The organism is Streptomyces sp. L500, from assembly GCF_054551825.1.
Genome location: NZ_JBTOLC010000012.1, coordinates 16,634 through 41,586, shown reverse-complemented (window position 1 = coordinate 41,586; position 24,953 = coordinate 16,634). Strand labels below are relative to the sequence as shown.

The following is a 24,953-nucleotide window of genomic DNA, read 5'->3' as shown; positions in this document are numbered from 1 at the left end:
GCTGCTGCACGAGCCTACCTAGCTCCTGTAGGTTTGATGTACGACCCGACTACGCTAACCTTGGTTTCGTAGCCAGCCCTGGTAGTCCAATCGGCAGAGACGATACTCTCAAACAGTATTCAGTGTGGGTTCGAGTCCCACCCAGGGCACTTCACCTTCGATTCGAAGGTTGGCGGATGCTTGGCGATCTTCACTCGCCACGGTGAACACGGCTTCGAATTCCGCCCTCCGCCGCAGCCCATCAGCGACGCTCACGACGTGTACGACCTCACAACACGTCAGCGAGCCCTCGCCCTCGTCGATCAAGGCCGCAGCCTCAACTCCGTGAGCAAGGAGACCGGGATATCCCGGTACGCGCTCCGCTCATGGCAGACCCGGATCGAACCCCGCGCACGCCCGGCGTCGGCTTGCTGCCGCTGCGGCCCCGTCCCGCGACCACCCGACGATCCCGCCGCGTACGCGTACCTGCTCGGCCTCTACCTGGGCGACGGCTGCGTCAGCAGACAGTCGAGCGGCACCTACGCCCTCCGCATCGCATGCGCCGACGCGTGGCCCGGGCTGATCATGGCCTGTCGCGACGCGATGAAGGGCGTGCGGCCGGAGAACAGCGTGTGCGTCGTCCAGAAGCAGGGCTGCGTCTCGGTAGCCAGCACCAGCCGTCACTGGGCGTGCCTCTTCCCTCAGCACGGCCCTGGCAAGAAGCACGAGCGCGAGATCAGCCTCGAACCCTGGCAGCAGCAGATCGTGAACGCGCACCCGTGGGAGTTCGTACGCGGCCTCGTCCACTCCGACGGATGCCGCATCACCAACTGGGCCACCCGACCAGTGCGGGGCCGACCCAAGCGCTACGAATACCCGCGCTACTTCTTCACCAACAAGTCCGCGGACATCCGGCGGCTGTACACCGACGCCCTGGACAGACTCGGCGTCAGCTGGAAGCAGGCCAACGCCTGGAACGTCTCCGTCGCCCGCAAAGACTCCGTCGCCCTCATGGACGCCCACATAGGCCCGAAATACTGACCCCTACTCCTTCGGCGCGTCGTCCTCCCCGATGTGGTGCACCCGCACCAGGTTCGTGGTCCCCGCCATGCCCGGCGGGGAGCCCGCCGTGATGATGACCATGTCGCCCTGGCGGCAGCGCCCGATCCTCAGCAGGTACTCGTCCACCTGGTCGACCATCTCGTCCGTCGTCTCGACCACCGGGCCGAGGAACGTCTCCACGCCCCACGTCAGGTTGAGCATCGCCCGCGTCGCCGGTTCCGGCGTGAACGCCAGGAGCGGAATCGGCGAGCGGTAGCGCGAAAGCCGGCGAGCCGTATCACCGGATTGAGTGAAGGCCACAAGGAACGTCGCGCCGAGGAAGTCGCCCATTTCGGCCGCCGCGCGGGCGACGGCGCCGCCTTGCGTCCGGGGCTTGCTGCGCTCGGTCAGTGGTGGGAGGCCCTTCGCCAGGATGTCCTCCTCCGCCGCGATGACGATGCGCCCCATCGTGCGGACCGTCTCGACGGGGTACTTCCCGACGCTCGTCTCGCCGCTGAGCATCACCGCGTCCGTGCCGTCGATGACGGCGTTGGCGACGTCGGAGGCCTCGGCGCGGGTGGGGCGGGAGGCCTCGATCATCGAGTCGAGCATCTGCGTGGCGACGATGACCGGTTTGGCGTTGCGCTTGGCGAGTTTGATGGCGCGCTTCTGGACGATGGGGACGGATTCCAGGGGCATTTCGACGCCGAGGTCGCCGCGGGCGACCATGATGCCGTCGAAGGCGGCGACGATGCCGTCGAGGTTGTCGACGGCCTGGGGCTTTTCGATCTTGGCGATGACGGGGAGGCGGCGGCCTTCCTCGTTCATGACGCGGTGGGCGTCCTCGATGTCGCGTGCGCTACGGACGAAGGAGAGGGCGATGACGTCGGCGCCGGTCCTGATGGCCCAGCGGAGGTCGTCGATGTCCTTTTCGGAGAGGGCGGGGACGGAGACGGCGACGCCGGGGAGGTTGAGGCCCTTGTGGTCGGAGACCATGCCGCCTTCGAGGACGAGGGTCTTGACGCGGGGGCCGGTGACCTGGACGACTTCGAGGGTGACGCGTCCGTCGTCGACGAGGATGCGTTCGCCCTTGGCGACGTCGGAGGCGAGGCCGCTGTAGGTGGTGCCGCACTGGTGGCGGTCGCCTTCGACGTCTTCGACGGTGATGGTGAATTCGTCGCCGCGTTCAAGGAGTACGGGTCCTTCGCGGAATCGGCCCAGGCGGATCTTCGGGCCTTGAAGGTCGGCGAGTACGGCGACGTTGCGGCCGGTTTCCTCCGCTGCCTTGCGTACCCGCTGGTAGCGCGCTTCGTGGTCGGCGTACGTGCCGTGGCTGAGGTTGAAGCGGGCTACGTCCATGCCGGCTTCCACGAGTGCCTTGATCTGCTCGTACGAGTCGGTGGCGGGCCCAAGGGTGCAGACGATTTTCGCTCGGCGCATGGCACGACCTTATGACCTACCGGTGGGTAGAGAATTGGCCCCCCGCAACTGGCCAACGACCTTTCGGTAAAAGCTTGTTGACACCTTGTGAAACGTGCATGGGGGTGCTCTGATGAGCACCCCCATGCGTCACCGGTACACCCCTCAGAGCGTCGGGCGGGTCATCGTAAAGCGGGCGTTGACGCTGGCGTAGACGGTCTGGCGCTGGGGTTCGAGGTCGAGCGCGGGCGGCGGCGTGGGCGCTCCGCCGTAGCCGGCCGAGCGCATCATGCCGCCGGGGGCGACGGGCATGGCCGGGACGGTGTTCTCGGCGCCGATGTCGGCGATCTCGACGACGGCGGCGAGTTCGGCGCCGAGGGCGGCGGCGTATTCGCGGGCGCGCTGGACGGCTTCGCGGACGGCTTGCCGGCGGGCTTCGCCGTGGGCGGGCGAGTCGGGGCGGAGGCTCCACCAGGGGCCGTCGACGCTGGTGAGGTCGAGTTCGGCGAGGCGGGTGGCGAGTTCGCCGAGGGCGGTGAAGTCGGCGAGGGTGGCGGTGATGCGGACGTGGCCGTGGTAGGCGCGGACGCGTTCGTGGCGGCCCTTGTCGGTGAGCTGGGGGGTGATGCTGAAGGTTCCGGTCTCGGTCTTCTCGACGCCGTCGCCGTAGGACTTGAGGAGGTCGAGGACCTGGTTGTTGCGGCGGGTGAGGTCCTGGAGGGCGTTGCGGCGGTCGGTGCCGCGGGCGGTGACGGTGATGCCGATGCGGGCGATCTCGGGGTCGACTTCGAGGCGGGCTTCGCCTCGGACGGCGACGCGGGGGGCGTCGGGGGTTCCGTAGGGGAGGTCGGTCATGGGGTCAGCGTCTCAGGCGGGGGTGGGGACGGGGAGGGATGGCGCGTGGTGATGGGGATCGCAGGGGGTTGAGGGTGTTGGTGGGTGTGGGGGGTGGGTCAGAATCTACGCGCGTTGGTTCTGGATATGAATGGGGAGAACAGAACATATGCCGCTCAACCGTAGGAATTTCCTGGAGCGTACGGCCGTGACGGGCGCCGGTGTGGCGTTGGCGGGGGCCGTGGGGGCCGTGCCGGCGGAGGCGGAGGGGCTCGCCGGGGACGGGGGTGCTCGCCGGAAGAAGCGGTACGCGTTGACCGTGATGGGGACGACCGACCTGCATGGCAATGTCTTCAACTGGGATTACTTCACGGATGCCGAGTTCGACGACAAGGCGCACAATGACGTCGGTCTTGCCAAGATTTCGACGCTGGTGGGGCAGGTGCGGGCCGAGAAGGGCCGGCGGAACACCCTGCTGATCGACGCGGGTGACACGATTCAGGGCACCCAGCTGTCGTACTACTACGCGAAGGTGGATCCGATCACGGGTGCGGGCGGCCCGGTGCATCCGATGGCGCGGGCGATGAACGCGATCGGGTACGACGCGGCGGCGGTCGGCAACCATGAGTTCAATTACGGTATTCCGACGCTACGGAAGTTCGAGGAGCAGTGTGATTTTCCGCTGCTGGCCGCGAACGCGCTGGATGCCAAGTCGCTGCGGCCGGCGTTCCGTCCGTATGTGATCAAGCGGGTGTGCACTCCGCACGGTCGTGATGTGCGGGTGGCGATTCTGGGTCTGACCAATCCGGGGATCGCGATCTGGGACAAGGCGAATGTGCAGGGGAAGATGGTGTTCCCGGGGCTGGAGGAGCAGGCGGCGAAGTGGGTGCCGAAGCTGCGGTCCATGGGTGCGGATGTGGTGATCGTGGCGGCGCATTCGGGTTCGAGTGGTACGTCGTCGTACGGTGATCAGTTGCCGTATGTGGAGAACGCCGCGGCGCTGGTGGCGGAGCGGGTGCCGGGTATCGACGCGATTCTGGTGGGGCACGCGCATACGGAGATTCCCGAGTACCGGGTGACGAACAAGGAGTCCGGTAAGCAGGTGGTGCTTTCGGAGCCGCTGAAGTGGGGGCAGCGGTTGACGTTGTTCGACTTCGGTCTGGTGTGGGAGCGGGGTCGCTGGCAGGTGGAGTCGGTTTCGGCGAAGGTGCTGAATTCCAATACCGTGGCGGAGGATCGCCGGATCACCGGTCTGCTGGTGAAGGAGCACCGGAAGGTCGTGGCGTATGTGAATCAGGTGATCGGTACGTCGTCGGCGGTGATGAGCGCGGCGGAGGCGGCGTACAAGGACACGCCGATCATCGATTTCATCAATCATGTGCAGGCGGAGACGGTGAAGGCGGCTCTGGCGGGCACCGCCCATGCCTCGCTCCCCGTTCTGTCGCAGGCGTCGTGTTTCTCGCGGACGGCGTCGGTGCCGGCGGGGAAGGTGACGATTCGCGAGGTGGCGGGGCTGTATCCGTTCGAGAACACGCTGGAGGCCCGGCTGCTGACCGGTGCGCAGCTGCGGGCGTATCTGGAGTTCTCGGCGCGCTATTACGTGCGGACGGCTCCCGGCGCTCCGGTCGACCCGGCGAAGCTGACGAACGCCGAGTCGATTCCGGATTACAACTATGACGTGGTGAGCGGTCTCTCCTATGAGATCGACATCGCGAAGGAGCCGGGTTCGCGGATTGTGAATCTGTCGTTCCGGGGGAAGCCCCTCGACGACGCGGCGGAGTTCGTGCTGGCGGTGAACAACTACCGGGCGAGCGGTGGTGGGAATTTCCCGCATGTCGCGCGGTCGAAGCAGCTGTGGGCGAATTCCGAGGAGATCCGTAACACGATCATCGGCTGGGTGAAGGCCAAGGGCTCCATTGATGTGGGGGTGTTCGCGTCAGTGGACTGGAAGCTGACGCGGGATGGTGTGCCGGTTTTCTGAACCGGTGCCGCCGACGGCGTGCTGGGGCCGTGGCTGGGTCCGCGGCTCCAGGCCGAAGGTGGTGAAGGCCGTGCGGTGGGGCAGGGGGTATGCCGTGCGGCCGATGAGGGCGTTGAGGATGACGGCGCTGCGCCAGGCGGCGAGGCCGAGGTCGGGGGCGCCGACGCCGTGGGTGTGGGTTTCGGCGTTCTGGACGTGGATGGCGCCCTTGACGGAGGGGTCGAGGACGAGCCGGTGGTGTTCGTCGACGCGGGCGCGGCCGTTGGAGTCGCGGCGGATGTAGGGGTCGAGGGCGGCGAGGAGGGTGTCGACGCGGCGTTCGCGGTAGCCGGTGGCGAGGACGACGGCGTCGGTGGTGAGGCGGGAGCGGCTGCCCTGCTGGGTGTGTTCGAGGTGGAGTTCGACGCGGGTGGTGCCGACGCGGCCGGCGGTGCGGACGAAGACTCCGGGGGTGAGGACGGCGTCGGGCCAGCCGCCGTGGAGGCTGCGGCGGTAGAGCTCGTCCTGGATGTCGGCGATGGTGTGGCGGTCGATGCCCTGGTGGAGCTGCCATTGCTGGGGCAGGACCTGGTCGCGGACGGGCTCGGGCAGGGCACGGAAGTAGTGGGTGTAGTCGGGGGTGAAGTGCTCCAGGCCGAGCTTGCTGTATTCCATGGGCGCGAAGGCCGGGGTGCGGGCGAGCCAGTGGAGGCGTTCACGGCCGACGGGGCGGCTGCGGAGGAGGTCGAGGAAGATCTCCGCGCCGGACTGGCCGGAGCCGATCACGGTGATGTGTTCGGCGTCGAGGATCTTGTCGCGGTGGTCGAGGTAGTCGGCGGAGTGGGTGACGGGGACGTTGGGGGCTTCGGCGAGGGGGCGCAGCGGTTCGGGGATGTAGGGGGCGGTGCCGACGCCGAGGACGAGATTGCGGGTGTAGGCGCGGCCGAGGGCGTCGGCTTCGCCTTCGGGGTCGAGCTGGGTGTAGTCGATCTCGAAGAGGACGCGTTCGGGGTTCCAGCGGACGGCGTCGATGTGGTGGTTGAAGTGGAGGCCGGGGAGGTTCTGGCTGACCCAGCGGCAGTAGGCGTCGTATTCGGCGCGGTGGATGTGCTGGCGCTCGGAGAAGTAGAAGGGGTAGAGGCGCTCTCGGGTCCTGAGGTAGTTCAGGAAGGACCAGGGGCTGGTGGGGTCGGCGAGGGTGACGAGGTCGGCGAGGTAGGGGACCTGGAGGGTGGTGCCGTCGATGAGCAGGCCGGGGTGCCAGTGGAAGGCGGGGTTCTGGTCGTAGAAGGCGACGCGGAGGTCGGAGAGGGGCTGGGCGAGGGCGGCGAGGGAGAGGTTGAAGGGGCCGATGCCGATGCCCACGAGGTCCAGGGGTTGGTCGGGGGCGGATGCGGGGGTCTGGGGGGTGGTCATCGGGGCGAGTGGCCTTCCACGAGTTCAAACGGGCACGGGCAGCACCGACCGGCCAAGCTACCGGCTGTACACGTGCCGTGACCCGGGGTGCGGGAGGTTTCGCCCGATGGTGGGTATTGGGTGCCCTGGCCTTGTGGCGGGGGCGAGTTGGGGTGTGGGGGCCGGGGCCGGGCGGGGGGCCTCGGGCGGTGTTCGGCGGGGTCGGGGGCGGGGCGGGGCGGCGCCGCAAGGTAATGTGCACACCATGGCCATGACTTTCGCTCTCGACGTAGGGCCCCTGAAGCCCGACCTCGCCCCGCTCGTTCTGGGCCTGGTGCTGTTCTTCCTCGTCTTCGCCGTGATGGCGAAGGCGATCCTTCCCCGGATCAACAAGGTCCTCGTCGAGCGCGAGCAGGCCACCGACGGCCGGATGGACGAGGCGGAGGAGACGCGCGCCGAGGCGGCGCGGGTCCACGCCGAGTACCAGGAGCTGCTGGCGGAGGCCCGCCACGAGGCCGCCCGGCTGCGCCAGGAGTCCCTTGAGCAGGGCAACGCGATCATCGCGGAGCTGCGTGCCGAGGGTCAGCGTCAGCGCGAGGAGATCATCTCCGCCGGTCACGCGGTGATCGACGCCGAGCGCGCGGTGGCCGAGGCCGAGCTGCGCGAGCAGGTGGGCGCGCTGGCCACGGAGCTGGCGGGCCGGATCGTCGGCGAGCCGATGGCGGACTACGCCCGGCAGAGCGGCGTCGTCGACCGTTACCTGGACGAGCTGCGCACGGCGAAGGCGTCGGACGCGGCGGCGGGCGAAGCGCGCGGCTGACGACGGCGGAGCCAGCCATAGGCCTTGAGGCTCCCGTGCCCCTGGAGGGGCGCGGGAGCCTTTTGTCGTCTCCGGGGGCGGCCTTTTGTCGTCCCCGGGAGCGGGCCCCACGCGTCCGGGGGCCCGGCTGGGCCCGAGGGGCCCTCAGGTCAGGCGCGGGCGATGGTCTCGTGGTGGCGGATGACCTCGGCGATGATGAAGTTCAGGAACTTCTCGGCGAAGGCCGGGTCGAGCTTGGCGTTCTCGGCGAGCTCGCGCAGCCGGGCGATCTGGCGGGCCTCGCGGGAGGGGTCGGCGGGCGGCATCTTGTGCTCGGCCTTGAGGTGACCGACCTGCTGGGTGCACTTGAACCGTTCGGCGAGCATGTGGATCACCGCCGCGTCGATGTTGTCGATGCTGTCGCGCAGCCGGCTCAGCTCGGCGCGTACGGACTCGTCGATGACGTTGTTGTTCTTCTCCACGGTGACGACCCTATGCGGACGGGCGTGGTCCGATGACCGGTGGGTGCTCCGGATCGGGGACGGTGCTGCTCCAGCCGCCCGGTACGGCTCGGCCCTGGCGTTCGCGGAAGCGGACGGGGGCGGTGCCCACCCTTCGGGTGAAGAGGCGGCTGAAGTAGGCGGGGTCGGTGTAGCCGACGCGGCGGGCGACGGCGGCGACGGGGAGCTCGGTGGCGGCGAGGAGTTCCTTGGCGCGGCCGAGGCGGATGCCGAGGAGGTAGTCCTTGGGGCTGCATCCGGCGCCGCGGCGGACGGCGGTGCGCAGTTCGGCGGGGGTCATGCCGTGGCGGGCGGCGTGCTGGGCGACGGTCAGGGGGAGGAAGGCGTCGCGGGCGAGGGCGTGGAGGAGGGGGTCGGTGTCGCCGGTGGTGTCGGCGCGGGAGCGGCGCAGGGCGACGAGGAGTTCGTGGACGGCGGCGGAGGTCTCGACTTCGAGGTGGGGGTTGCCGCGGCGGGCGGCGCGGGCGATGCGGGTGACGGCGGCGCGGGCGGCGGTGGTGTCGGTGAGGGGGAGGACGGGGCGGTCGGGGTCGATGTAGCCGAGTTCGGTGTAGGCGGTGACGGCGGTGCCGGTGAAGTCGACGAAGCTTTCGTCCCAGCCGGGTCCGGGGGCGGCGCCGTAGTGGTGGGGGACGCCGGGGAGGAGCTGGATGAGGGCGGGGGCGGTGATGGTGGTCAGGCGGTGGTCGGGGGTGCGGTACCAGCCGGTGCCCGCGCTGATGACGACGGCGACGTGGTGGTCGAGGGTGCGCGGGCCGACGGTGGGGAGGGCGCCGTGCTGGAGGCCGACGCCGAGGCAGACGAGGCCGAGCCGGTGGTGGACCGGTCCGGGCGTGAAGTAGCGCATCCAGGTGTGGTACACGCGTGTCCGCCCTCCGCGGCTGCCGGGTGTCGGTTTCCCGGGCATCGGAAGTCCGTGTGGGTCCGGTGTCCGGGTGTCCAATCAGGGCTGATCTTTGTCCATGGCCTTCGCCGCCGCCAGAGGGCGAGGATGGTCGGCGTTCGCGCTGTCCGGGCGGTGTGTGGGGAGGCGGGGCTCGTGCCGCGGTTCGTGGTGGGGGACGGGGATTTCGAGCTCGACGGGCGGCCGGTGCGGCTGTTGTCGGGGGCGCTGCATTACTTCCGGGTGCACGAGGGGCTGTGGGCGCATCGGCTGGGGATGCTGCGGGCGATGGGGCTGACGTGCGTGGAGACGTACGTCCCCTGGAATTGGCATGCTCCGGTCGAGGGTGGGCCGGTGGACATGGGGCCGTTGGGGCGGTTCCTGGACGCGGTGGCGGCGGCGGGGATGTTCGCGATCGTGCGGCCGGGTCCGTACATCTGCGCGGAGTGGGAGAACGGTGGGCTGCCGGCGTGGGTGACCGGGGGGCCGGCGGCGCGGGTGCGGACGCGGGACGAGGGGTACCTGCGGGCGGTGGACGGCTGGCTGGCCCTGGTGGCGGAGCAGGTGGTGGGGCGGCAGGTGGACCGGGGCGGTCCGGTGGTGCTGCTGCAGGTGGAGAACGAGTACGGGTCGTACGGCAGCGACCGGGTTTATCTGCGGTGGCTCGTCCAACGGTGGAAGGCGTTGGGGGTGACGGTTCCGCTGGTGACGTCGGACGGTCCGGAGGAGCACATGCTGTCGGGCGGTTCGGTGCCCGGCGTTCTGGCGACGGTGAATTTCGGTTCGGGGGCGCGTGAGGCGTTCGGGGTGCTGCGGCGGTTCCGGCCGGGTGGTCCGTTGATGTGCATGGAGTTCTGGTGCGGCTGGTTCACGCACTGGGGCGCGGAGGAGGCCGTGCGCGGGGCGGAGGAGGCGGCGGGGGCGCTGCGGGAGGTCCTGGAGTGCGGGGCGTCGGTGAATCTGTACATGGCGCACGGCGGGACGAGTTTCGGTGGCTGGGCGGGGGCGAACCGGGCCGGTGAGGATCATCTCGGCGCGTTGCTGCCGACGGTGACGTCGTACGACTACGACGCTCCGGTGGACGAGTACGGGCGGGCGACGGCGAAGTTCTGGGCGTTCCGTGAGGTGCTGGCGGGTTTCCGGGAGGGGGCGGCCGTCCCGGGCGGGGTGGCGGGGCCGGTGCCGGAGCCGCCGCCGGCGCCGCCGGTGCTGGGAGCTCCGGTGGTGGGGCGGCTGGAGCGGTGGGCGCCGCTGGACGGGGTCGTGGACGCGCTGGGGGGCGCGGAGAGCGAGACGGCCCTGCCGCCGGTGTTCGAGGACCTGGGGGTGGACCGGGGGCTGGTGCGGTACCGCTTCGAGGTCCCGGGGCCCCGGAAGGCGTCCCCGTTGTGGGTGCTGGGGCTGCGCGATCTGGCGACGGTCCTCGTGGACGGGGCGCGGGTGGCGGTGGTCGAGGGCGCCCGGGATCCGGTGCCGATCGGTGAGGTCGCGGGGCCGGCCGTGGTGGAGCTGTGGGTGGAGTCGCTGGGCCGGGTCAATTACGGGCCGCGGCTCGGGGAGGCCAAGGGCGTCACGGGCGGGCTGCTGCACGAGCGGCAGTATGTGCACGGGGTCCGGGCGCGGGGGCTGCGGCTGGCGGCGCTGGAGGAGCCCGGGGCGTCGGCGCGGGTGCCGTGGCGGGCGGGGCCGGGTGGGGGGCCGGGGCTGTACGGGGGGACGTTGTGGGTGGTGGGTGCGGGGGACGCGGTGCTGGAGGTGCCCGGCTGGGTACGGGGGTTCGTGTGGGTCAACGGTTTCTGTCTGGGGCGTTACTGGGACCGGGGCCCGCGTCGTCCGCTGTACGTTCCGGGGCCGGTGTTGCGCGAGGGGGCGAACGAGGTGCTGGTGCTGGAGCTGGAGGGGCCGGGCGAGCCGGAGGTCCGGCTGGGCGGAGTGCCCGGCCACAACGGGGGCTGAGCGTCCGTCCCGCTGGTCACCGGCCGATGACGGTGGCCAACGGGACGGAACCCCGTGGTGGTTTATTGCCCTACTAACTGCACGATGAAGCGGTCCAGGCAGAACTCAGCAGTCCCGTTGTCCCCCACTTTCCGCAGTCCCACCCACGCCTCACCCGTCTCCGGTGCCGTGAACTCGTATGAGAACGTGGCCGGTCGCACGGCGACGGCCAGGGGCGTACGGACCAGTTCACGCGCTCCCGGTTCGTCGACGGCCGTCACCCATGCGTACTGGCCCGCCCGCTCGTTCTCGTAGCGGAAGGACACCCGGTAACGGCGCCCCGGCGTGAAGCGCACGGTATGAGGGACGGTGCGGTAGACCACCCCGGGGTTCTCGCCGCGCGACTTCAGCGACTGCGTGCCGTCTATGACGTCGTCGACGGCCTTGCCGTTCCAGCCGCGCTGGGTGTAGGGCGCGTGCCGCTGGGCGATGTGGGTGCGCGGGTCGGTGGCCCCGCCGGCGTCCCCCTTGACGAAGGGGCCCCAGCCCTGGGGCACGTTCTCGAAGTCCTCGAAGGCGAGGGCGCCCTCAGTCGTGGCCCTGCGGCCGGGTACGACGCGGACGGCGTCGAACCGCACCCGCGCCCGCCCTGGGCCGACGGTCAGGGCGAGGGTGACGGGCCCGCCGCCCTCCGGCACGGTGAACCAGGTGAACATCCGCTGGAAGCGGGTGCCGTGTTTGCGGTCGGCGGCCACGAAGTTGACGGCCGTGGAGGTGTCCGTCCAGTTCGTCGCGGTGATCCCGTCGGCCGTGCGGACGCTCAGCGCGGCCCGGCGCCGCTCCCCCGCGACCGCGCCGACCTCGACCTGGACGGACGCCGAGTAGGTACCGGGCCGCAGCCGGGCGAGCCGCTGGCCGACGGTGGCCGCCTCCCCCGCGTCGATCACCAGTTCCCAGTCGCCGAGGGCGCTGCGCTCGACGCGGGCGGGTCCACTGGCCCGCCAGGCGTCGAGGGTGCCGGAGGTGAAGGACGGGTCGCGCAGCGGGGTGCCCTCGCCCCAGCGGGGGTCGCGGCGCGGTGGGCGTTCGTCCGGGCGGGTCAGGACGTAGGGCTGGTCGGGGGCGGCCCGGAGGGTGACGCGGCCGTCCCGTACGGGCAGCCGGAGGGTGTCGGCGCGGCCCCGGTCGGTGAGGCGGTGGAGGGCGACGGCGCGCAGCCGGGACCAGGCGCGGGGCAGGGTCCAGGTGGTGGTGCCGCCGTGCGGGTTGTAGTGGTAGAGCCTGCCGGGGTCGGTGGCGCGGCGGGGTTCCCAGGGCAGGAGGTAGGTGTCGCCGCGGAGGACGACGCGTCCGTCGGTGGTGATCGTCCTGGTGCCGTCGGCGTCCGAGACGGAGGTCCCGGCCGGGCCGGCGAAGGTGATCTCGTGGTCGGTCCAGGTGCGGATCGGGTGTGCCTGGAGGTATTTGGCGGGGAGGTTGTGGGTCCAGATCAGGCGGTGGAAGGCCGTCCAGTCGGTCTTGCCCTGCCAGCCTGCGAAGGTGCCGAGGCGGGCGGTGCCCAGGAGGGGCCATTTATCGGCGAAGACGTCCTTCTGGTGGTGGCGGATGAAGCGGATGAGGCGGGAGTTGACGCCGCGTGAGGTGTCGGGTCCGTAGTCGGTCTCGGTGGCCCAGTGGGACCAGAGGCTGGAGCGTTCGAGTCCGTGCCCCCATTCGGTGGTGATCCGCCAGCCCTGGGCGCGCAGTTCGCGCTGGAGGCGGTCGGAGGTCCAGCCGGATTCGCGGAAGACGTCGATGTAGAGGGTGTCGAGCGCCGGGTCGGTCTCCTCGCGCAGCCGGCGGAAGCGGCGGACGATGTCGCCGGAGAGCAGGTCGCGGCGGGGGTCGATGCGGTAGGACTGGTCGAGCCAGTCCCATTGGGGGTCGTTCCGGTCGACGAGCGTCTCGGAGAAGGCGTGGGCGACCGGGTAGGACTCGGTGGTGTTGACGTGGACGGCGAAGTCGCTGTTCCAGCGCTTTCCCGCACGCAGCAGGGTGTTGAGGTCGGTGAGACCGCCGGCGCGGGTGTTGTAGTTGCCGCCGTAGTCGGGGTGGGCGGAGTCGTGGCCCTCGGACTGGTAGCCCTTCAGGAGGGTGAACTGCCGCAGCCCGTCGGTGGCGAGGTGGATCCGTTTGACGTCGTCGAGGACGGCGAGGAACGGGTTGGTGGCCTGGCTGGCGAAGTTGAAGGGGATGTGGGGGACGACGCGCAGGTGCTGCTCGTCGGCGCCGAGCGGGTCGGTCATGATGTCGCGCGTGGCGATGGCCGCGTCCTGCCAGTCGGCGCGTCCGTCGCCGTTGCGGTCGCGGGTGACGACGACGTGGACGTACGGCAGGGGCTCGGTGTCGTGGCCGGGGGCGCCGGCGGCGCGGTGGGTCCACTGGCCGCAGGTGATCCGGGCCTCGGTGCGGCCGTCGCGGGCGAGGACCTGTCGGCGGAAGCGGCCGTTCTCCCAGGCGGTGGCGGCGTCGGGCCGGTCGTGGACGGTGTTCGTCTCGATGCCGCCGCCGAGTTCGCCGGTGGCGACGACGGCGTAGGCGCAGCCGGTGGGCGTGGCGTCGGGCGGTGTGGTGGGGGTGGGGCGGATGTGGGTGTCGCCGCTCTTGGCGGCGTCCAGCTGGAGGCGGGCGGCGAGGAGTTCCGCGCCGGGCTGGGTGCTGCGGACGGAGAGGAAGGCGAGGCCGGGGATTCGCAGGGTGCCGACGGGGAGTCCGGGGGCCTCGGCGATCCGGGTGACGCGCCAGTCGACGCGGGAGCCGTGGACGTGGATCTCGACGTCGATCCGGGTACCGGCGGGGAGGGTGAGGGTGTACGCGGCGCGGTCGGCGGTGAGGGACGCGGTGACGTGCGGGGTGTGCTCGGTCTCGTCGACGAGCAGGGAGGTGACGGGGTCCTCCTGGCCGTGGAGGACGGCGCCGGTGGCGCGGTCGGTGTAGGAGACGATCCGGGGGAAGGCCGTATCGACGCGCACGTCCAGGGTCTCGGAGCGCAGGAGGGCCTCGGTGCCGTGTGCCGTGGCGCGGGCCGGGAACGCGCCGGCGCCCGCGAGGGCGGCGGCGGTGACGACGACGGCGCGACGGCTGGGTCCTGTGGCTTCTACGGTCACGCCGTCACTGTGTGACGGCAGGGGCGAAGGTGACCATGGACAAAGCCTGTTGTCGTCTTGGACTATCGGGAAGACGACGCGGCATTCCATGGGCGGCGCGGCATCATGGCTTCATGATCGCGAAATTGCAGTGTGTCGTCGTCGACTGTCCCGATCCGCTCGCCCTGGCGCGCTTCTACTCCGCCGTGCTCGGCTGGCGGGTGGACACCGACGACAGCGACCCCGGCTGGGTGTGGCTGACCGATCCGGCCACGCGGCAGCGGATCGCCTTCCAGCGGGTGGAGAGCGCATACGTCCCGCCCCGGTGGCCGGATCCGGCGCATCCGCAGCAGATGCACCTGGACTTCGACGTCGACACCCGCGCGGATGTGGAGCGCGCCCAGCGGGAGGTTCTCGCGCTCGGTGCGACGTTCCTGCACGACAGCGGCGGGCGGGAACGCGGGTTCGTCGTGTTCGCCGACCCGGCCGGGCATCCCTTCTGCCTCTGCTACGGGCAGCAGGGGGTGGTGCCGTCCTGAGACGTCCCGGAGTCGTCCCGAGGCCGTAGCGGGGTCGTCCCGGGGATAAGGAATGCGCCATATCACTTGTTTCCGGTGGCTAGCCGAGCTTGATCCACTTCTGGGATCATCGTTCCCGGCCGTCCGGACCGTGCCAGCTTCTCCCGCACTTCGCACCACTAAGGACCTCGAGATGATGTCTGGCAGACGTCCGCGCGCCGCGTGGCTCACGGCTCTCCTTCCCGCCGCTCTCGCGGCCGGCCTGCTCACCTCGGCGCCGGCGCACGCCGTCGTCGGCGACCCGGTCGCCGACGGCGCCTACGCCTTCACCGCGAAGGTGGACATCGGCGACGGCAAGCGGAGCTGCTCGGGCGCGCTGGTGGACCAGCGCTGGGTGATGACCGCGGCGGGCTGCTTCGCCGACGGCACCGCCAAGCCCACCGCCGGGGCGCCGAAGCTCAAGACCACGGTGACCGTCGGCCGTACCGACCTCGGCACCGACAAGGGCCGCACGGTGGCGGTCACCGAGCTGCTCACCCGGGACGACCGCGACGTCGTCCTGGCCAAGCTGGCCGAGCCCGTCACCGACGTCGCCCCGATCGCCATCGGCGCGACCGCGCCCGCCCAGGGCGAGGCGCTGCGCGTCACCGGTTACGGCCGGACGAAGGACGAGTGGGTGCCCTCCCGGCTCCACTCGGCCGCCTTCACCGTCGCGTCCGTCCAGGGCACCACGATCGGCCTCGCCGCCAAGGCCCCGGCCGACGCGAGCGTCTGCAAGGGCGACAGCGGCGGCCCGGCGTTCCGGGAGAAGGACGGCCGCGCCGAGCTGACGGCCATCAGCACCGCCTCCTGGCAGACCGGCTGCCTCGGCTCCACCGAGACCCGCAAGGGCGTCACCGAGACCCGCGTGGACGACCTCGGCCCGTGGGTCCGGCAGGCCCGGCTGAAGACCGCGTCCCTGATGAACGACTTCAGCAAGCGCTGCCTGGTGGTGTCCTGGCGGACGCCGGACAACGGCGCCCCGGCCACGCAGTACGACTGCAACCCCGCCTACGGCGACCAGGTGTGGGAGCTGGAGTCCGTCGCGACCGGCGGCTACCAGATCCGCAACTCGCTGAGCAAGCGCTGCCTCGTCGTCTACGCCAACGGCCAGGACAACGGCTCTCCCGCCGCCCAGCACGACTGCAACTCCGGCTGGTCCGACCAGGTGTGGGACCTCGTGCCGGTCGCGAGCGGCGGCTACCAGATCCGCAACACCTACAGCAAGCGGTGCCTGGTCGTCTACGCCAACGGCCAGGACAACGGTTCCCCGGCCGCCCAGCACGACTGCAACCCGGCCTGGTCCGACCAGGTCTGGAAGATCTGACCCACGAACGGGTGACGAGCGGGGGCGTCTTCGGCGCCCCCGCTCGACTTTGAGCCGTGCTACGCCGTCAGCTTGTCGGCCACGGCCTTCAGGGCCTCCCCCGCACCGCCCACGATCGGCGTGCCATGGCCGAAACAGGCCGTTTGAACTCCCAGCGCCGACTGACGGCGGAAGGAGGCGACGGCCCGCGGCCGGTCGACGTTGAAGACGCCCATCGTCAGCTGCCCCACGTTGGCGATGGTGTCGCCCGTGAACAGCACCCCGGAGCGCGTCAGGTGCAGGGCCGTGCTGCCTTCCGTGTGACCCGGCACCGGCACGACCCGGACCTCCTCGCCCCAGTCCAGGACGTCCCCCTCCCCCAGCTCCCGGTCCACCCGGCACGGCCGCGGCGCCGGCAGGCCCGCGAGGCCCTTCTGCACGGACTCGAACAGCGGTATCTCCCACTCCTCGAACACCGGCGGCGGCTCCGGCGCCTCGCCCCGGATCACGGCCGCGTCCCCCGCGCCCGCCAGCACCCTCGCCCCCGTGGCCTCGGCCAGCTCGGCCGCCGAGCCCATGTGGTCCAGGTGGGAGTGGGTCAGCACGATGTCCCGGACGTCCTCCGGGCGGGCGCCCAGCTTCGCCAGCTCGTCCAGCACGCGCTCCGCGTGCCCCGGCAGCCCCGTGTCCACCAGCGCCCAGCCCTCCGCGCCCGGCAGGCGCACCGCGTACGCCTGGCCCGCGGTGAACGTCATCATCCAGATATCGGGGGTCACTTGAGAGGTTTCGATCTTCGTCTCCGTCATATGGTCACGCTAGACGCGCGCCACGCGAAGGCCCCAGGCTTTGCGCCGTCGGCGGATTGAGCCCCCGGCGAACGCGCGAACGTCACGCCTGCCCACCCCGTCCCGCCCGGTCCACCGGGAACAGTGCCGTCACCTGCCAGCCGCCCTCCGGCGCCGGACCGGCCCGCAGCGAGCCGCCCATCGCCTTGGCGCGCTCGGCCAGCCCGACGAGCCCGAAGCCGCCGCCCCGGGCCTTCTCCGGCAGCTGCGCGCCCCGCCCGCCGTCGTCCGCGATGCGCAGTTCGACGCCCGAGGGGACGCCACGCACCCCGATCCGTACGGCCGTGGCGTCGGCGGCGTGCTTGCGGATGTTGGTGAGGGACTCGCGGACGACGCGGTGGACGCCCGCCGCGACCTCGCCCGGGATCCAGTTCTCCATGCCCCGCTCGATGTACAGGGCGACGGGCGGGCCCGTCCGGGCGAAGTCCTCGGTCAGGGCGCGGACCTCCGGCAGCCCGGCGACGGGCTCGGTCTCGGCCTCCCCCTCGCGCAGCACGCCGACCAGGCGGCGCATGGCGCCCAGCGCCTCGCCCGCCGACGTCTCGATGCGCTGGAAGGCGCCGGCCGCCGCGGGGCCCTCCAGGGCGGTGAAGCGGGCGGCCTGGGCCTGCACCGCGATGCCCGTGACGTGGTGGGCGACGAGGTCGTGGAGTTCACGGGCGAGTTCGAGCCGTTCGGCGGTACGGACGGCGGCCAGGTCGCGGACGCGCTGGCGGGCGTGGCCGCGCAGCAGCAGCGAGTACGTGCCGACGACCACCAGCAGCAGGGAGAAGATCGCGGTGAACCACTGGGGGTTGAGGTCGCGCATCGGCGCGGCGACGATCGCGACGGCGAGCAGCGGCCCGAGGACGCCCGCGGCACGGGCGCCGGCGCGGCTGACGACGACGGTGAGCAGCACGAGCAGGGCGACGTCCTCGCCCATGCCCCACACGATCCGGGGGTGCCGGCCGATCATCAGGACGGCGGAGGCGGTGAGGGAGACGGTGACCGCGACGCTCGCGCGGACGGTCAGCGGGATCCAGCCGTAGGGGACGGCGCAGAGGCAGACGAGGACGCCGGAGGCGAGGACGACGGCGTGCGGGGTGCTCGGCTGGCTGGCCAGCCTGCTGCCCTCGAAGGCGACGAGGCCGAGCAGGACCGTCCCCAGGGCGGCCTTGGCGACTGTGGCCCGCCGGGGGTACCGGACGGCCCATCCGGCCCATCTGCTCATGTGCCGCCCGTGGCCAGCCCGCTCTCCCAGGCCCAGGCGGCGATCTCGACGCGGTTCCTGGCGTCGAGCTTGAGCTGCACGTTGGCCAGATGGGTCTTGACCGTGGACAGGGAGACGAACAGTTCCGCGGCGATCTCGGCGTTGGTGGCGCCGCGGGCGAGGCAGCGCACGACGTCGGCCTCGCGGTCGGTGAGGGGTTCGGAGGGCCGCCGGGCGGCTGGGGGTGTGCCCGCGCCGCCGGGGGCCATGTCGCGCAGCAGCCGGACGGTGATCGCCGGGGAGATCAGGGAGTCGCCCACGGCGGCGGCGTGGACGGCCTCGACGAGCATGGCGGGGCTGGCGTCCTTCAGCAGGAAGCCGGAGGCGCCGTTGCGCAGCGCGGTGTGGACGTATTCGTCGAGGTCGAAGGTGGTGACGATGACGATGCGGGGGCGCTGCGCGCGGTCGGGGTGCTCGGCGGCGCGGGCGGACAGCCGGCGGGTGACCTCCAGTCCGTCCACTTTGGGCATGCGGATGTCGAGGAGGAGGACGTCGGGGTCGTGCTCCTCGACGGCCGCCAGGGCGGCCTCGCCGTCGACGACGTCGGCGACGACCTCGATGTCGGGCTGGCTCTCCAGGATCATCCGGAACCCGGTGCGGACCATCTCCTGGTCGTCCGCGATGACCACGCTGGTCGACATACTGTGCCCTCGCTCCTCGGAAGCCTCGGAAGAAGCCATGGCGCCGTCGCCACGGGTGTCGCTCGGGGAGCCGTGGCCGCGCTGCCGGGTCCCTCCATGTCACCGGGGGTGCGGGGGCGCCGCAACCGCAGCGCCTCCGGCCCGGCCGGCGGGTGTCTCCACCGACGCGGTCCGGTCAGTCGGCGCTGCGGCCGTTGCGGCGCAGCGCGACGCGGACGCCGTAGGCGCCGCCGGCGGCCAGCAGGGCGATGCCGCCGACGATCACAGGGGTGCCGACCTCTCCGGCGTCGTGGCTGGCCTTGATGACCTGGCCGGCCTCGACGACGCGCTTGACGGGGTTGCCGGAGGTGTCGTGGGGCGGCTTGGCGTGTCCCCGGCCCTTGATGTGGACGTCGTGGGAGGACTGCGAGGACTGGGAGGTCTTGGTCCGGGCGTCGCCGGGGTGGGCGGCGTGGGTGGCGTGCCCGGCGGCGGGGGCCTTGCGGTAGTCCTTGATCGTGTCGCCGGTGGCGGCGAGGCGGTCGAGGTCGGTGCCGTCGAGGGTGTGGCGCAGGGAGCCGGAGGCGAAGTCGTAGTAGTTGGGCAGCCGGCTGCCCTCCAGCTGGGCGCGCAGGGTGGGGTGGGTGGTGTCGGCGCCGATGATCCGCAGGTGGATCCGGTCGAGCTCGGCCGAGGGGCGGCTCGCGTCGATGGTGTGGCGCTGTCCGCCGTGGGTGACGGTGACGCTGGCGGGGCCGTCACCGGAGGTCAGCCGGGCCCGGCTGCCGTCGGGGAGGAGCACCTGGCGGACGGTGGCGCCGGGGCGGCCCGGGCGGGTGTCGTGGTCGGCGCGGGTGTCGTGGTCGGCGCGGCCGGGCGTGCCGGCGGCCGGGGGCGCGGGTACGGGTGCCACGGCGGGGGCGGCGTCGGCGGGCTTGCCCACGACGATGACGTCGCCGTCCCGGTCCGCCGCGACGGCGGTCGCCGCCGGGTACGCCACGGCCGCGACGGCGGCGGCGAGGACGGTGGCGGCGGCGAGGCGGGACTTGACGGACACGGGGTGCCTTTCCATGGCGGGCGGCTCGGTCGGCCGCCGGTCCCCGGCGGCCGCGTCCCTACGTTACGGACGTTTATCCGCCCCACACCTCGACTGTCCGACCATTCTCGTCTCGGCCGAAAGGATGACGGGGACCCTCCCGTGTCATCCCGAAGTGCGGCTCGGCGGGGTCGGGGGCGGCCGCCGGAACCCGCGCCGTCGCTGGTCCGTCCGGGTGCGGACGGCCGCGCGTACGGGTGAGGGCCACGCGGTACCGGCCGGGTGGGACGGTCGGGGCGCGGTTCGCGTGGTACGGGCCGGACGCGCGGTGCGGGCACCGGCGGGCCGGGGCCGGGGACCCGGCCATCAGCGTTCGAACCGGCGCACCGGGGGCCCGGCCGGTCGGCGGGTCAGGCCGCCGGCCCGGGCTCCCGGCCGGGCGCCCGTTCATCCGCCCGTTCAGCCGGCCGTTCAGTCGCCGAGGCTCGCGGCGGCTGAGGCGATGTCCGGGGCGAAGGTGCTCACCTCGGTGTAGACGCCGGGGTAGCCGGGGCGGGCGCAGCCGTTGCCCCAGCTGACGATGCCGACCTGGATCCAGGCGCCGCCGTCGTCCTTGCGGAACATGGGGCCGCCGGAGTCGCCCTGGCAGGTGTCCACGCCGCCGGTGTCCATGAAGCCGGCGCAGATCTCCTCGCCGGGGGTGAGGCTGTCGCCGTAGGCGCCCTGGCAGGTGCCGTCGTCGACGTAGGGCACGTCGGCCTTGAGCAGGAAGCGCTGCTGGCTGCCGCCCTCGCGGTCGGCGCCCCAGCCGGCGACGGTGAAGGTGCCCTGGTTGTAGGCGGTGGTGCCGGCGATCTTGAGGGTGGGCAGGTCGAGGGGCCTGGCGAGTTTGATCAGCGCCCAGTCCTTGCCCTTGCCGTTGTAGCCGGGGGCCTGGAGGACCTGGGTGGACTTGACCTTGACGGCCTGGGAGGACTGCAGATCGACGGCGCCCGCGGTGGCGGTGATGGAGGTGTTGGCGCCGCTGCCGCTGACGCAGTGGGCCGCGGTGAGGACGATCTGGCGGGTGTAGAGGGCGCCGCCGCAGCCCATGGACAGCCGCACCATCCACGGGAACTCGCCCTGCGCGGCGCGGACGCCGCCGACGACACCGGGGCCGGGGTCCGCCGCCTGGGCTGTTCCGGGCTGGAGGCTGAGCGCGGCGAGGGCGACCGCGCCGGCGGCCGTGCATCTCCTGAGCGTCTTGAGGTGGTTGCGCAACGCTCTTCCTTTCGTGGGAGGTTGTGCGCATCGCGCGGATGAGCGGGCCGGGGGGCGGTGGGGTGCCGGGCCCGTCGGGTCCGAACGGCCCTCCCTGGCCTTGTTGGGCTCATGACAATGCGCGTTGCGATTATCGGGCCGGGGGACGGCTGCGACCTAGCCGCCTTTTCGGACAGTCGAGGCCCCGGTTCCGCCCCTACAGTGGAAGGGCAGTGCCAACCTCAGGGGGTGGTCACGCGTGGGCTCGGACGGCATCGCGATCCAGCACGGATTCCCGCACGCCGAGACCGTACGCTCGGCGATCACGGCGCTCTACCGGCGGCTCTCCTACGACGGCGTCCACGCCTTCGCCGCCAGCGTCCTCCCGGTGGACGTGGCCTTCGCCGACGACGAGGACCCGTACCTCGGCGTGCAGCGGGTGGCCCGCGAGATGGTGCGGCACCTGCGGCTGCCGGACGCCCGGATGATCGTCAGCTTCCGCGACATGCGGCACGCCGGGAGCGTCGAGCTGGCGGCTGGGCCCGAGTACTTCATCGAGCTCAACTCCCGCTTCAAGGAGCACCGCAGGGACATCGGCGCCGCCCTCTCCCACGAGGTCACCCACGTCTATCTGCACCGGCTCGGCCTCGAGTTCCCCGGCACCCGGGACAACGAGATCCTCACCGACACCGTCGCCGCGTACCTGGGGGCGGGGTGGCTGCTGCTGGACGCGTACCGCGAGTCGTCGGCCGCCACGCAGAAGCTCGGGTACCTCACGCCGGAGGAGTTCGGGTACGTGCTGGCCAAACGGGCGCTGGTCTTCGGCGAGGACCCCTCGCCGTGGTTCACCAGCCCGCAGGCGTACGAGGCGTACACCCGGGGGCGCGAGCGGGCCCGCCGCGACGAACGGCGGCCGCCGCTGGCGGCGGCGGGGCGGCTGGGGCGCCACCGGTACGCGCGGGACCGGCGCGCCCGGGCCGCCTCGGCGGAGGCGGGGTACGCCTTCGAGGGCGCGGAGCCCTCGAAGGTCGTCTTCGACTGCCCCACGTGCTGTCAGCGGATCCGGGTGCCGGTGCGGGGGCACGTGCGGGCGCGGTGCGTTCTGTGCCGTACGGAGCTGGAGTGCGACACATAGTTTTTCCGGGGGCCGCGCCCCCGGACCCCGCTTCTATCGCCCACCCCACCACTTCTTCAGGACCTTCTCCGCCGGCTTTCCGTGCGGCGTGTACGCCAGCCGTTTCGCGGTCTCGCCGCTGTCCGGCCAGTCGTCCCACATCCACCAGCACACACCCGCCCACCAGGGCTTGCCGTCGAAGGCGGCGAACAGGGCCTCGTAGGCGGCCGCCTGCTCGGCCTCGCCGTCGCGCTTGCTGACGGTCCAGGAGTACGGGGCCGTGGTCGTGCCGCGCTGGCTGACGTAGCCCGCCTCGGTGAAGAGGATCTTCCGGTGCTGCCGGTCCGAGAACGCGGCGAGCTCGTCCACGATGGGCCGCCAGGCGTCCCGCAGCCGGGCCGCGTCGGTGGTGGCCTTGTCGGCCAGCGGCCAGTAGGCGTCGATGCCGATGACGTCGAGGCTCTTCCAGAAGGGGATCTTCTGGTACTCGTCGTAGTTGGCGGCGTACGTCAGCGGGCCCTTGTAGTGCTCGCGGATCGCGGTGATGGTCCTCCCCCAGCGCTCGCCGTCCTGAGAGGTGCCCGCGAGCTCGGTGCCGACCGAGAACTGCTCGACACCGTTGTCGGCGGCCAGTTGGGCGTAGTGGGTGATGAAGCGTCCGTACGCCGTGAACCAGGCGTCCCGGTCCTTGGGCTTGATCTCGGCGCGGTCGCCGCCCTTGGTCAGGTCGACATGGGGCTTGACCATGGTCTTCAGCCCGGCGTCGTGCGCGAGCCGGATGATGTGCCGCAGGCTGTCGTCGCTCGCCGTCTCGCCCGTGGTGCGCATGGCCGAGTCGGTGACGCGGTCCTGGTACCAGGTGGGGGTGAAGGTCACCCACCGGGTGCCGGTGGTGGCGATCTGCCGAAGATACGTTTCCGCCTGGGGGCGGGAGTAGTCGTCGGTGTTCCACGAGGGGAGCGTCATGCCCCGCAACCCGCTCACCTTCCTGTCGTCGGGCCGGCCGTTCCGGTCGCTCGCGGACGGGCCGGGGCTGGGGTCCTCGCCGCCGGACGACGAGCATCCGGCGACGAGGAGGACGGCCGCCGCCGCCAGGGCGGCGGCCGTCCTCCTCATCACGTTCACTTAGGAAGTGCTCCTGTTCACTGAGCGCGTGTTCACTGAGCGAGGGCCGTCGGGCCGACGAAGGTGTAGCCCAGGGCCTTGATGCCCTCGACCGTCTGCTTCAGCGGGTCCACGGCGTAGTAGGGGTGGTAGAAGAAGCTGGCCACTCCGTCGCGGACCGCCAGATTGGCCTTGGCGGAGGCGATCAGGTCGGCGGGGAGCCGCGCCGGGTGGTTGTTGTAGGGCACGGGTTCGTAGTTCCCGATGTTCTCGGGGAGCACGGTCGTACCGTAGACGTCCTTGACCGAGTACGGGAAGAACTGGCCGATGTATCGAGCGGGGTTCACCGTTCCGCCGCTGAGCGTTCCGGCGAAGTACAGCGAACGCTCCAGCCGCGCCGTGTAGTTCTGCCCGAAGACCTTGTAGTCCGCGGCCGAGGCGGCGTAGTGCGGGGTCGTCCAGAGGGTGGGCTTGGGGAAGCCCGCGGCGGTGAAGGCGGCGAGGGCCGAGGTGATCCGGCTCTGGGCCCAGATGGCGTTGTCCTCGGCGGGCGGCCCGTCGTAGATGACGTTGTCGCTGGCGTCGACGTGGGCGCGGAAGAACTCGAAGTCGTCGCCCGTGACGCCGGTGTAGGGGTTGTTGACGTTGCTGTACTGGTGGGTGTAGCCGTGGTTCATCAGGACGGCGCCGTGCTGGAGCATGTACTTGAGCGCGGAGACGACCTGCGGGGCCTGCGCCAGGCTGATCGTCTCGGCCTTGCCGCTGTTGTAGACGCCCTTGGGGTCGGTGTAGACGGGGATGACGTTGATCCCGTAGGGGATGTTCTGCGAGGCCAGGTAGTCGGCCATCGCCCGCAGCTCCGTCGGGTCGGACTTGGGGCTGATGTCCTCCAGCCGTACGAACGCCCGGTGGCGCTCGGCGGTGGCCGGGGCGAGCGCGTCGAAGAGGAGGTCCTCGAAGACGATCACGCGGTCCGACTCGGAGACGTAGGTGAAGGGGATCTCCCCGACGTAGGTGAGGTTGCCCGTGCGGATCGCCCAGGGGCTGGTGGCCCCGGTGTTGGCGTCCGTGGCCGTGGCGAGGGTGGTGACCTGCGGGTAGCCGGCGCCGGAGAGGGCCGGGTGGAGCACACCGCCGTCGTAGCCCGTGGGGATCTTCCGGGTCAGCGTCTGGTTCTTGTACGCGACCTGGGTGATGTTGCCGACGCCGCCGCCGTTGTCGAAGTACGAGTTGGTGGGGTCCCAGCCGTACTTCTGCTTGAAGGTCTCGATGCCCACGGCGTTGGCCATGTTCCAGATGTTGTCGCCGATCCAGTCGATGGGCTTACTGGTCTTCAGCGCGTCCTGGTAGAAGGCGGCCGGGATGGCGTCCGGGATCGTCCCGCCGTAGTACGTCGAGCCGACGTAGACGGTGGCGGAGTACTGCTCCACCATGCCCGCCGTGTACGCGGAGACGGGCTTGGAGGTGACGGTGCCGAAGTGGCCCGAGAGGTTGGCGATCGCCATCGCGTAGAGCTCACCGAGGTAGCCATAGGGCCCGGTGTTGTCGTAGAGGACGAGGGCCGAGGGGCCGGCCGCGGCGGCGAGACTCTGGACGGAGGCCGCCTTGACAGTCGTCGTCGCCGGGGCCTTGGCCGGGGTGACGGTGAGCGTGTGGGCGCGGCGCTTGCGGTCGTTCGCGAGCCGTGCGGCGACCCACGCCTTGAGGTCGTTGGTGCTGGACCCGGAGAGCGATGCCTTGTCGACGCCCTTGAGGCCGTAGGAGGGGCGGGGCTTCCCGCCACCGCCGCCGCCTATCGCGGCCTCGGCCCCCGTCGACAGAGCGAAGCCGCCCAGCAGGGCGGCGATGACGGACAGGACGAGTGGGACCCGGGAAAGCCGTGCTCTCCCCCGCTTGTTTTTCATTGTTGTTCCCCCCTGATAGGCCGGTCTTTGCCGGCTATTGGCCGGACCTTCACCCGGGGCGTCGCCGATGAGGACGCCATGAGTGCGG

20 protein-coding genes and 1 tRNA gene are annotated in these 24,953 nt (G+C 71.4%); 8 read left to right on the top strand and 13 right to left on the bottom strand.

Annotated elements, in window-relative coordinates; translation table 11 throughout:
• The first annotated feature begins 75 nt into the window (after positions 1-75).
• Together ACX9I7_RS14130 and ACX9I7_RS14125 are read left to right on the top strand one after the other, a co-directional pair.
• Positions 76-149: transfer RNA gene (locus ACX9I7_RS14130), tRNA-Leu, on the top strand.
• Positions 150-258: 109 nt separating this feature from the next.
• Complete coding sequence (locus ACX9I7_RS14125) at positions 259-1,020, top strand: transcriptional regulator (protein ID WP_459387529.1); 762 nt, start codon at positions 259-261, stop codon at positions 1,018-1,020.
• 3 nt (positions 1,021-1,023) lie between these two features.
• On the opposite strand, the gene pyk is transcribed toward ACX9I7_RS14125, so the two are convergent.
• Together pyk and ACX9I7_RS14115 are read right to left on the bottom strand one after the other, a co-directional pair.
• Positions 1,024-2,460: a pyruvate kinase gene (gene pyk / locus ACX9I7_RS14120; protein WP_459387528.1), complete on the bottom strand. Its 1,437-nt coding sequence runs from the start codon at positions 2,458-2,460 to the stop codon at positions 1,024-1,026.
• 144 nt (positions 2,461-2,604) lie between these two features.
• Positions 2,605-3,294, bottom strand: a complete 690-nt coding sequence (locus ACX9I7_RS14115; RefSeq protein WP_459387527.1) for an SIMPL domain-containing protein — start codon at positions 3,292-3,294, stop codon at positions 2,605-2,607.
• A 148-nt stretch (positions 3,295-3,442) separates the two neighbouring features.
• Here ACX9I7_RS14115 and ACX9I7_RS14110 point away from each other — a divergent pair, with 148 nt between their 5' ends.
• On the top strand, positions 3,443-5,254 hold the full coding sequence (locus ACX9I7_RS14110) for a bifunctional metallophosphatase/5'-nucleotidase (RefSeq protein ID WP_459387526.1): 1,812 nt from the start codon (positions 3,443-3,445) through the stop codon (positions 5,252-5,254).
• Here ACX9I7_RS14110 and ACX9I7_RS14105 read toward each other — a convergent pair.
• Positions 5,210-6,649, bottom strand: coding sequence for a lysine N(6)-hydroxylase/L-ornithine N(5)-oxygenase family protein (locus ACX9I7_RS14105; RefSeq protein WP_459387525.1), 1,440 nt, complete (start codon positions 6,647-6,649; stop codon positions 5,210-5,212). The two genes, ACX9I7_RS14110 and ACX9I7_RS14105, sit on opposite strands and share 45 nt — an antisense overlap.
• Before the next feature lie 244 nt (positions 6,650-6,893).
• Between ACX9I7_RS14105 and ACX9I7_RS14100 the strand changes: the two genes are divergently transcribed.
• Positions 6,894-7,448 carry a F0F1 ATP synthase subunit B gene (locus ACX9I7_RS14100; RefSeq protein WP_358630287.1) on the top strand — a complete coding sequence of 185 codons (555 nt, stop codon included), beginning with the start codon at positions 6,894-6,896 and terminating at the stop codon, positions 7,446-7,448.
• 149 nt (positions 7,449-7,597) lie between these two features.
• On the opposite strand, the gene ACX9I7_RS14095 is transcribed toward ACX9I7_RS14100, so the two are convergent.
• Positions 7,598-7,909 carry a chorismate mutase gene (locus ACX9I7_RS14095; RefSeq protein ID WP_126913669.1) on the bottom strand — a complete coding sequence of 104 codons (312 nt, stop codon included), beginning with the start codon at positions 7,907-7,909 and terminating at the stop codon, positions 7,598-7,600.
• A 10-nt stretch (positions 7,910-7,919) separates the two neighbouring features.
• On the bottom strand, positions 7,920-8,810 hold the full coding sequence (locus tag ACX9I7_RS14090) for a helix-turn-helix domain-containing protein (protein ID WP_358630289.1): 891 nt from the start codon (positions 8,808-8,810) through the stop codon (positions 7,920-7,922).
• Positions 8,811-8,987: 177 nt separating this feature from the next.
• Between ACX9I7_RS14090 and ACX9I7_RS14085 the strand changes: the two genes are divergently transcribed.
• Positions 8,988-10,787: a glycoside hydrolase family 35 protein gene (locus tag ACX9I7_RS14085; protein ID WP_459387524.1), complete on the top strand. Its 1,800-nt coding sequence runs from the start codon at positions 8,988-8,990 to the stop codon at positions 10,785-10,787.
• A 62-nt stretch (positions 10,788-10,849) separates the two neighbouring features.
• Here ACX9I7_RS14085 and ACX9I7_RS14080 read toward each other — a convergent pair whose 3' ends face one another.
• Positions 10,850-13,912: an endo-alpha-N-acetylgalactosaminidase family protein gene (locus tag ACX9I7_RS14080; RefSeq protein WP_459387523.1), complete on the bottom strand. Its 3,063-nt coding sequence runs from the start codon at positions 13,910-13,912 to the stop codon at positions 10,850-10,852.
• A gap of 113 nt (positions 13,913-14,025) precedes the next feature.
• On the opposite strand from ACX9I7_RS14080, the gene ACX9I7_RS14075 reads away from it, so the two are divergent.
• Both ACX9I7_RS14075 and ACX9I7_RS14070 read left to right on the top strand, forming a co-directional pair.
• Positions 14,026-14,430: a VOC family protein gene (locus ACX9I7_RS14075; protein ID WP_459387522.1), complete on the top strand. Its 405-nt coding sequence runs from the start codon at positions 14,026-14,028 to the stop codon at positions 14,428-14,430.
• A gap of 175 nt (positions 14,431-14,605) precedes the next feature.
• Complete coding sequence (locus ACX9I7_RS14070) at positions 14,606-15,775, top strand: RICIN domain-containing protein (protein WP_387577532.1); 1,170 nt, start codon at positions 14,606-14,608, stop codon at positions 15,773-15,775.
• A 59-nt stretch (positions 15,776-15,834) separates the two neighbouring features.
• On the opposite strand, the gene ACX9I7_RS14065 is transcribed toward ACX9I7_RS14070, so the two are convergent.
• The 5 genes from ACX9I7_RS14065 to ACX9I7_RS14045 form a co-directional block, all read right to left on the bottom strand.
• The gene (locus ACX9I7_RS14065; protein ID WP_459387521.1) at positions 15,835-16,560 is read right to left on the bottom strand and encodes an MBL fold metallo-hydrolase; all 726 of its coding nucleotides are present in this window, start codon (positions 16,558-16,560) and stop codon (positions 15,835-15,837) included.
• 82 nt (positions 16,561-16,642) lie between these two features.
• On the bottom strand, positions 16,643-17,809 hold the full coding sequence (locus ACX9I7_RS14060) for a sensor histidine kinase (protein WP_387577528.1): 1,167 nt from the start codon (positions 17,807-17,809) through the stop codon (positions 16,643-16,645).
• Positions 17,806-18,489, bottom strand: coding sequence for a response regulator (locus ACX9I7_RS14055; RefSeq protein ID WP_459387520.1), 684 nt, complete (start codon positions 18,487-18,489; stop codon positions 17,806-17,808). Before ACX9I7_RS14055 ends, ACX9I7_RS14060 begins: the two co-directional genes overlap by 4 nt.
• 175 nt (positions 18,490-18,664) lie before the next feature.
• On the bottom strand, positions 18,665-19,525 hold the full coding sequence (locus tag ACX9I7_RS14050; RefSeq protein WP_387577524.1) for a hypothetical protein: 861 nt from the start codon (positions 19,523-19,525) through the stop codon (positions 18,665-18,667).
• 450 nt (positions 19,526-19,975) lie between these two features.
• Positions 19,976-20,764 (bottom strand): S1 family peptidase, encoded by a 789-nt coding sequence (locus ACX9I7_RS14045; RefSeq protein WP_387577522.1) that lies wholly within the window; start codon positions 20,762-20,764, stop codon positions 19,976-19,978.
• A 238-nt stretch (positions 20,765-21,002) separates the two neighbouring features.
• Between ACX9I7_RS14045 and ACX9I7_RS14040 the strand changes: the two genes are divergently transcribed.
• Positions 21,003-21,878, top strand: coding sequence for a hypothetical protein (locus ACX9I7_RS14040; RefSeq protein WP_459387519.1), 876 nt, complete (start codon positions 21,003-21,005; stop codon positions 21,876-21,878).
• Between the two features lie 33 nt (positions 21,879-21,911).
• On the opposite strand, the gene ACX9I7_RS14035 is transcribed toward ACX9I7_RS14040, so the two are convergent.
• On the bottom strand, positions 21,912-22,973 hold the full coding sequence (locus ACX9I7_RS14035; RefSeq protein ID WP_459387579.1) for a glycoside hydrolase family 113: 1,062 nt from the start codon (positions 22,971-22,973) through the stop codon (positions 21,912-21,914).
• A gap of 41 nt (positions 22,974-23,014) precedes the next feature.
• The gene (locus tag ACX9I7_RS14030) at positions 23,015-24,865 is read right to left on the bottom strand and encodes a DUF2334 domain-containing protein (protein WP_459387518.1); all 1,851 of its coding nucleotides are present in this window, start codon (positions 24,863-24,865) and stop codon (positions 23,015-23,017) included.
• Positions 24,866-24,953: the final 88 nt, after the last annotated feature.

Coding starts and splice junctions, on each gene's coding strand:
- pyk (WP_459387528.1), bottom strand. CDS start 2,460: ATGCGCCGAGCGAAAATCGTCTGCACCCTTGGGCCCGCCACCGACTCG.
- ACX9I7_RS14115 (WP_459387527.1), bottom strand. CDS start 3,294: ATGACCGACCTCCCCTACGGAACCCCCGACGCCCCCCGCGTCGCCGTC.
- ACX9I7_RS14110 (WP_459387526.1), top strand. CDS start 3,443: ATGCCGCTCAACCGTAGGAATTTCCTGGAGCGTACGGCCGTGACGGGC.
- ACX9I7_RS14105 (WP_459387525.1), bottom strand. CDS start 6,649: ATGACCACCCCCCAGACCCCCGCATCCGCCCCCGACCAACCCCTGGAC.
- ACX9I7_RS14100 (WP_358630287.1), top strand. CDS start 6,894: ATGGCCATGACTTTCGCTCTCGACGTAGGGCCCCTGAAGCCCGACCTC.
- ACX9I7_RS14075 (WP_459387522.1), top strand. CDS start 14,026: ATGATCGCGAAATTGCAGTGTGTCGTCGTCGACTGTCCCGATCCGCTC.
- ACX9I7_RS14070 (WP_387577532.1), top strand. CDS start 14,606: ATGTCTGGCAGACGTCCGCGCGCCGCGTGGCTCACGGCTCTCCTTCCC.
- ACX9I7_RS14065 (WP_459387521.1), bottom strand. CDS start 16,560: ATGACGGAGACGAAGATCGAAACCTCTCAAGTGACCCCCGATATCTGG.
- ACX9I7_RS14060 (WP_387577528.1), bottom strand. CDS start 17,809: ATGAGCAGATGGGCCGGATGGGCCGTCCGGTACCCCCGGCGGGCCACA.
- ACX9I7_RS14055 (WP_459387520.1), bottom strand. CDS start 18,489: ATGTCGACCAGCGTGGTCATCGCGGACGACCAGGAGATGGTCCGCACC.
- ACX9I7_RS14035 (WP_459387579.1), bottom strand. CDS start 22,973: ATGAGGAGGACGGCCGCCGCCCTGGCGGCGGCGGCCGTCCTCCTCGTC.
- ACX9I7_RS14030 (WP_459387518.1), bottom strand. CDS start 24,865: ATGAAAAACAAGCGGGGGAGAGCACGGCTTTCCCGGGTCCCACTCGTC.